This window comes from Rhodococcus sp. BS-15 (assembly GCF_000813105.1).
Classification (GTDB): domain Bacteria; phylum Actinomycetota; class Actinomycetes; order Mycobacteriales; family Mycobacteriaceae; genus Rhodococcoides.
Genome location: NZ_BAOX01000323.1, coordinates 1 through 5,329 on the forward strand (window position 1 = coordinate 1; position 5,329 = coordinate 5,329).

Here is a 5,329-nt window from a genome sequence, read left to right on the forward strand (position 1 = left end):
GGCCGTTGCGGATGGCGAGGGCGGCGGATCGCTCCGGTGCACCGTCGATCGCGAGTTCGGCGATGATCGCCTGCAGTCGTGCGGGTTCGACGTTGGCGACCGAGACCATGGGCGCGCGGTCTCCGGCACCGGATGATGCCGCGGCGGCGCCGACGAGACCTGCAGCAGCACCCACGAGCTGGGCGATCGCGAGGAAGCTCGCGTCCTGCGCACCGTCGGCTGCGACGGATTCGGCAGCGATGAGCCCCTGCGAGTGTCCGACGACCTGGACCGGCGGGGTCTGGGCGGGATCGAGTCCCTGCAGCTTCAGTGCGCGCAGTGCTGCGACCTGAGTGAGGAACACTCCGGGAAGCGAGACGGCAGCGGAGGTCAGCGCAGCCTCGGACGGGCCGTACGAACCGACGGTGTCGTCGTCGGCGAGGTCCTGTTCGAGCATCCAGCCGATCGGGTCGAAACCGACCGAGCGCACGACCAGCAGCTCGTCGGCAACGGGCGCGAGAGTGACTGCAGCCTCGTTGACGAGATCGGTCAGTTCGGGTTCGAGCGCGGAGTCGCGAGCCAGTTCTTCGAGGGAGCTGAGCCACGGTGCACCCTGGCCACCGAAGGCCAGTGCGTACGGCTCGCCCGCGGCGAAACGATCTGCCAGAGTCCGAGAGCCGCCATTGCTTCTAGGGGATTTGTCTGCGTTGCCGGTGCTTCGCGAGCCTCGTCCGTGTGATGGTGTGCTCTCGTTGATCGTCAAGGCTGAAGATTCCTCTCGTGGACGCCTCGGGGGTCGGGGCGTTCGCTGTGATGAGTGCCCTGGTGCGTCGTGGGCTACAGGGTCGAAGCGGTGAGCCGGTCGTCGTCGACAGGTCTCCTCCGCGCTGCTCAAGGTTGACACAAAATCATGAGGAAAGCCTCAGGTTTGCTCGGACGTCCGAGTGCTACCAGCGAGTACGTCGATCGAAGCGGCTTTACTTTTTGTTTACCCAACTCGTCGGTAACCCGTATCCACGCTGGCGAGAGCATCGAACGAGACGCCAGAACATGAGGAAAGCCTCGTATTTTTCGTTATCTTTTCGTGATGTGATCTCGAGCACAGAGGAGCGGCCTACGACCTTGTCGGTGCGGTCCTCTACCTTGTGCCGACGACCCGCTCATCGGAAGTGCGGTCGACGAAATCCGGGGGGAATTCATGTATTCATCGGTAACGGACATTTGCACCGAGGAAGAACTCGACGCGATGCTTCTGCACATCGAATCGCATGTGCCACAATGCCGTTCGCCACACTGGACACCGGGATGGCGCGCCGAGAGCGAGGTGGCGTTGTTGGATGCGATCTTCTCGGCGCGCGCTCCCTACGGCGGCCCGACCAGCGGGGTCCGCGCAGTGGTCCAGCGATGGAGATCGCATCGCGGCGATAACCGACTCGACGACTTGACAACCCTCGCCCAACTGACCACCACTCCGGATCTACTGGTGGAGATCCTGTCCAACCGTCAGCTGGTTCCGGGAAACAGTCGGACCAAGGCTGCTGCGGCCGCCGTGGCGGCACAGACGCTGGTGTCGGTGAGGCTGAGCCGTTCGAGCGACTTCGAGCAGCACACCGAGCAACAATTCGATGCGTTCTGCGCGATTCCCGGTCTCGGTGAGACCACGTGGGAATGCGTGCTCATGCACCTCGGCGTACGCACCGACAAAGCGGCCGAACACCTGCGCTCGTTCGTCGCCGATGCGCTCGAACCGCTCCACCACAATTTCGCTGCCGGGATCGCCGAAGACCGCTCGCCCCTGTGATCCTGGAAGCCGCGGCGAATGCACTCGGCACAGATATCGCCTCGGTCGAGCACGCGGTGTGGCGATATCAGCACAAGTCACGTAGGGCGAAGCAGCGTCACTCCGAAACAGGTCGATCCGAGGCGGCACTTCGACCGACGGGCTGACTTCGCGAGATCAGTGCCTCGACGCCGTCGAGAATGCACTCCAACCCGAACCGGTAGGCGTGCACGGGGTCGCTGGCGGCGTCGTACGACGTCGCCGCGGCTGTCCCGACCCGAGACGACACCGGAAAACGTTCGCGGTCCATCACCCGTTCGAGGATCGGTGCGGTAGCTGACCACCACTGGGCGTCGGACATGCCCGACTGCTCCTTGACACGCGTCACCCCGGCGAGGGCTCGCGCGGTACCGGAGACGTGAGTGAGAACCAGCGTGAGAACGGAGTCGATCTCGACGTCGCCCAGACCGATTCCGACAAGGGGACGCAACTCGGCCTCGTACTTGTCGTTGGTGTGCGGACCGAGCACGGGGCGTGCACCCTCCGCTTCGAGCAGCCACGAATGCTGTTGGTACAGAGCCCAATTGCGTTCGGCAACGAAGCCCATCGCGGGACGCCATCCGCCGGCGACGGAGGACGGCTCGTCGACATGCGAGTAGAGGCCTGCAAGTGCTCGATCGATCATCAGATCGGCCAGTTCCTCCCGACCCGGCACATGCGTGTAGAGCGACATCGCGCCGACACCGAGATGCTCGGCCACGTTCCGCATCGACACCGACTCGAGACCGTTCGCATCGGCCAGTTCGATCGCAGCGTCGACGATCGCGTCCACGCTCAGTCCGGTGCGACTCGGCTTGACACCGACTCGCCACAGCAACTCGAGGATGCGCGCCGGATCGAAGGGGACGTCCTTTTTCGCTGCCACTCGCCGAGTGTAGCGGCACCGTACGGTGTACACCTGCAACGTTTGCCCACGGGCTGTTCGGTGGGTAAGCAGGCCGCCTCCCCGTGCCGGTGACAGAAACCATCCAGGTTGTAGACTTCATCGGCACGCGCGAGTGGCGGAATTGGCAGACGCGCTGGATTTAGGTTCCAGTGTCTCAGGACGTGGGGGTTCAAGTCCCCCCTCGCGCACCATAGATATATCGGCCCGGCTTTTCTCGAGACTTCTGCAGGTTCCGACGTGTGAAGGCGGCTCGAATGTCCAGCAACCCCGACAACGACGCGATCTTCGCCGAGATTTCCGACGAACGACGCTCTCTCGCAAGAACTCTCGAGACTCTCACACCCGAACAATGGGACACTCCCTCGCTGTGCGAGGCCTGGACGGTCCGCGACGTCGCCGCGCATCTGGTGGTCCCCCTGATCGTCCCGCTCTGGCAGTTCGGACTCGTCATGGTGCGCACCCGAGGCAACTTCGACCGCGCGAATCAACTGATGACCACCCGCGTGCGTCGCGAGCACGGCGACGAATTACCCGCCTTGCTGGCCGCTCACGCAGACAAGAAATTCACCCCGCCCGGCCACGGTCCGCTCGCACCCTTGTCCGACGTCATCGTGCACGGACTGGACGTGTGCAAGCCGCTGGGAATCGAGCACCACGTTCCCGATCACCGCATGATCACGATGCTCGACTTTCTGGTGCCCGCGACCGGCGCAGCACCGTTCAAAGGCCCCGAACTTCGACTGCAGTGGCGCGCAACCGATCTGGACTGGAGCCGCGGCGAGGGCCCGGTCATCGAAGGATCGGCCGGCACCCTGGCACTGGTTCTGACCGGACGCAGCAGCGCTCTCGCGGACGTCACCGGGCCCGGTGCCGAGCAACTCGCCCAGGCACGGGCCGACCGTCGTCGGGCGTGAGCCGCATCCGAGCCGTCCATGGTGAGAATCACCGCCGGGCCGCAGCACGCGACTACCTCCAGTAGTAGTACCTCCGGTACCGTCGAGGGGTGACTTCATCCCGCCCGAACCGTCGGCCAGCACTGATCGCGCTGGTCATCGTGTCCGCGGCGGTGTGCCTGGGACTCGGGTGGTGGCAATGGGAACGCTTCGAGGCAGTCGGCGGCAACGGTCAGAACCTCGGATACGCGTTCCAGTGGCCCCTGTTCGCGGTGTTCGTGGTCTACGCCTACCGCAAGTTCGTACGCCTCGAGGACGAGGACCCGGAGGAAGCGGCTGCGGCTCGTCCCGACGGACCCACCGAGGTGCCCCTCGACCTGCTCCCCCAGCGACAAGCCCCGGCGTCCGACGCTACGGACCTCGACGATCCCGAGGCCAGGCAACTACTCGAATACAACAGCTACCTCGCGGAGCTGAATGAATCCCGCGGGACCGACAGGAGCACCACGTGAGTTCGGCACCGGACAAGACGCAGGCGTCTGCGAACAAGACCCAGAAGATCGCATCCGCGTTGCTGCGCTACCGCGTTCTGGCGTACGCCACGGGCATCTGGCTGCTCGTTCTCGTGACCGAGATGGTCGCGAAGTACATTTTCAAGGTCGAGAATGTGCCCAATTGGATTGCCGTCGTGCATGGTTGGGTCTACCTCGTGTACCTCGTGCTCACGGTGGATCTCGCCATCAAGGTGCGGTGGCCTGCTGCCCGCACGATCGGCACACTGCTCGCCGGGACCATCCCGTTCCTGTCCTTCTACGTCGAGCACAAGCGCACCGAGCAGGTCAAAGCCGACTTCGCCGTCTGACGTCAGCAGCCGATCGGCTGCGCGTTCGCCGGATCCAATGCGTTCTGCACCAGCCGCTGAGCGAGCGGGTCGTACGAGATTCCCGTGTGCTCGACGGCGTTGGCCGGGCACAGGTCCTGCAACACCACGTTCGTGTTTCCCGCGCCGCTGAGCAGCGAGGCCGTGTACGGAACGACAATCTGGTCGTACCTGGTGGCGATCGTGATGTAGTCGATGCCCGAGACGGTGTCACTGCCCTCGTTCAGCCGCTCGAGTACGTCGTCCTGTACCGGTGGGCCCGCCGTCGGGTAGTTCGGCGGCGACAACGCCACGATCTGCGCCACAGTACGGTCTCCACCGAGGAAGCGGGCGTAGTAGCGCGGCACGGTGCCGCCCTTCGAGTGGCCGACGATCGACACCTTCTGCGCACCCGTCGCCTCGAGCACGGAATCGACGAACCTCGACAGTTCCGACGCGCTCTCGGGAATGGGTTCGAGCGCACCGAACGCCTGAACCGGCCCGGTGTTGCCGTAATCGATCGCGAACACGCAGTATCCGGCGTCGGCCAGCTTCGGCGACAGCGATGCCCAGTTGGCGTACGAGTTCTCCAGGAATCCGTGCACCAGCACCACCGGCTCGGGATGCTGCGCACTGGGAACACACGAGAAGTCGTTCGAGCCCGGCGGAGTCACTCCCGGGTGCGCGATCGAGTAGGCGATGGCCTCGGCGAAGGAGCCTGCAGCCGGTGCCGCGGCAGCCGGGGTGCCCGTCAGGCACAGTGCGGCGGCGGCGAACACCACCGAACGTCCGCGTCAGCACGGTTTCGCGGAGCCACGAGCTACCGTCCCGCCAGCTCGCCGAGGACCGGAACGAGCAAGCGAAGCGCGAGA

The 5,329-nt window shown here is 64.8% G+C and carries 7 protein-coding genes and 1 tRNA gene; 5 read left to right on the forward strand and 3 right to left on the reverse strand.

Going from position 1 to position 5,329, the window contains the following annotated elements; translation table 11 throughout:
- Nucleotides 1–742, reverse strand: a 742-nt coding sequence (locus RHBS_RS23900) for an ACP S-malonyltransferase (protein ID WP_145977582.1), incomplete at its 3' end; no start/stop codon positions are given.
- A 435-nt stretch (nt 743–1,177) separates the two neighbouring features.
- Between RHBS_RS23900 and RHBS_RS23905 the strand changes: the two genes are divergently transcribed.
- Nucleotides 1,178–1,780: a hypothetical protein gene (locus RHBS_RS23905; protein ID WP_128646597.1), complete on the forward strand. Its 603-nt coding sequence runs from the start codon at nt 1,178–1,180 to the stop codon at nt 1,778–1,780.
- A 97-nt stretch (nt 1,781–1,877) separates the two neighbouring features.
- Here RHBS_RS23905 and RHBS_RS23910 read toward each other — a convergent pair whose 3' ends face one another.
- Nucleotides 1,878–2,684, reverse strand: coding sequence for a TetR/AcrR family transcriptional regulator (locus RHBS_RS23910; protein WP_128646599.1), 807 nt, complete (start codon nt 2,682–2,684; stop codon nt 1,878–1,880).
- Between the two features lie 127 nt (nt 2,685–2,811).
- Between RHBS_RS23910 and RHBS_RS23915 the strand changes: the two genes are divergently transcribed.
- The 4 genes from RHBS_RS23915 (at nt 2,812) to RHBS_RS23930 (ending at nt 4,460) form a co-directional block, all read left to right on the forward strand.
- Nucleotides 2,812–2,896: transfer RNA gene (locus RHBS_RS23915), tRNA-Leu, on the forward strand.
- Nucleotides 2,897–2,959: 63 nt separating this feature from the next.
- Nucleotides 2,960–3,619 carry a maleylpyruvate isomerase family mycothiol-dependent enzyme gene (locus RHBS_RS23920; RefSeq protein ID WP_128646601.1) on the forward strand — a complete coding sequence of 220 codons (660 nt, stop codon included), beginning with the start codon at nt 2,960–2,962 and terminating at the stop codon, nt 3,617–3,619.
- 89 nt (nt 3,620–3,708) lie between these two features.
- The gene (locus RHBS_RS23925; protein ID WP_128646604.1) at nt 3,709–4,110 is read left to right on the forward strand and encodes a transcriptional regulator; all 402 of its coding nucleotides are present in this window, start codon (nt 3,709–3,711) and stop codon (nt 4,108–4,110) included.
- Nucleotides 4,107–4,460, forward strand: coding sequence for a DUF3817 domain-containing protein (locus tag RHBS_RS23930; RefSeq protein ID WP_128646606.1), 354 nt, complete (start codon nt 4,107–4,109; stop codon nt 4,458–4,460). Before RHBS_RS23925 ends, RHBS_RS23930 begins: the two co-directional genes overlap by 4 nt.
- Nucleotides 4,461–4,462: 2 nt before the next feature.
- Here the strand turns inward: RHBS_RS23930 and RHBS_RS23935 are convergent, their stop codons facing one another.
- Entirely contained in the window at nt 4,463–5,239 is a 777-nt protein-coding gene (locus RHBS_RS23935; RefSeq protein WP_128646608.1) for a triacylglycerol lipase, read from the reverse strand.
- Nucleotides 5,240–5,329: the final 90 nt, after the last annotated feature.

Excerpts from the sequence above, each read along its gene's own strand:
- RHBS_RS23905 (WP_128646597.1), top strand. The coding sequence starts at position 1,178 with ATGTATTCATCGGTAACGGACATTTGCACCGAGGAAGAACTCGACGCG.
- RHBS_RS23920 (WP_128646601.1), top strand. The coding sequence starts at position 2,960 with ATGTCCAGCAACCCCGACAACGACGCGATCTTCGCCGAGATTTCCGAC.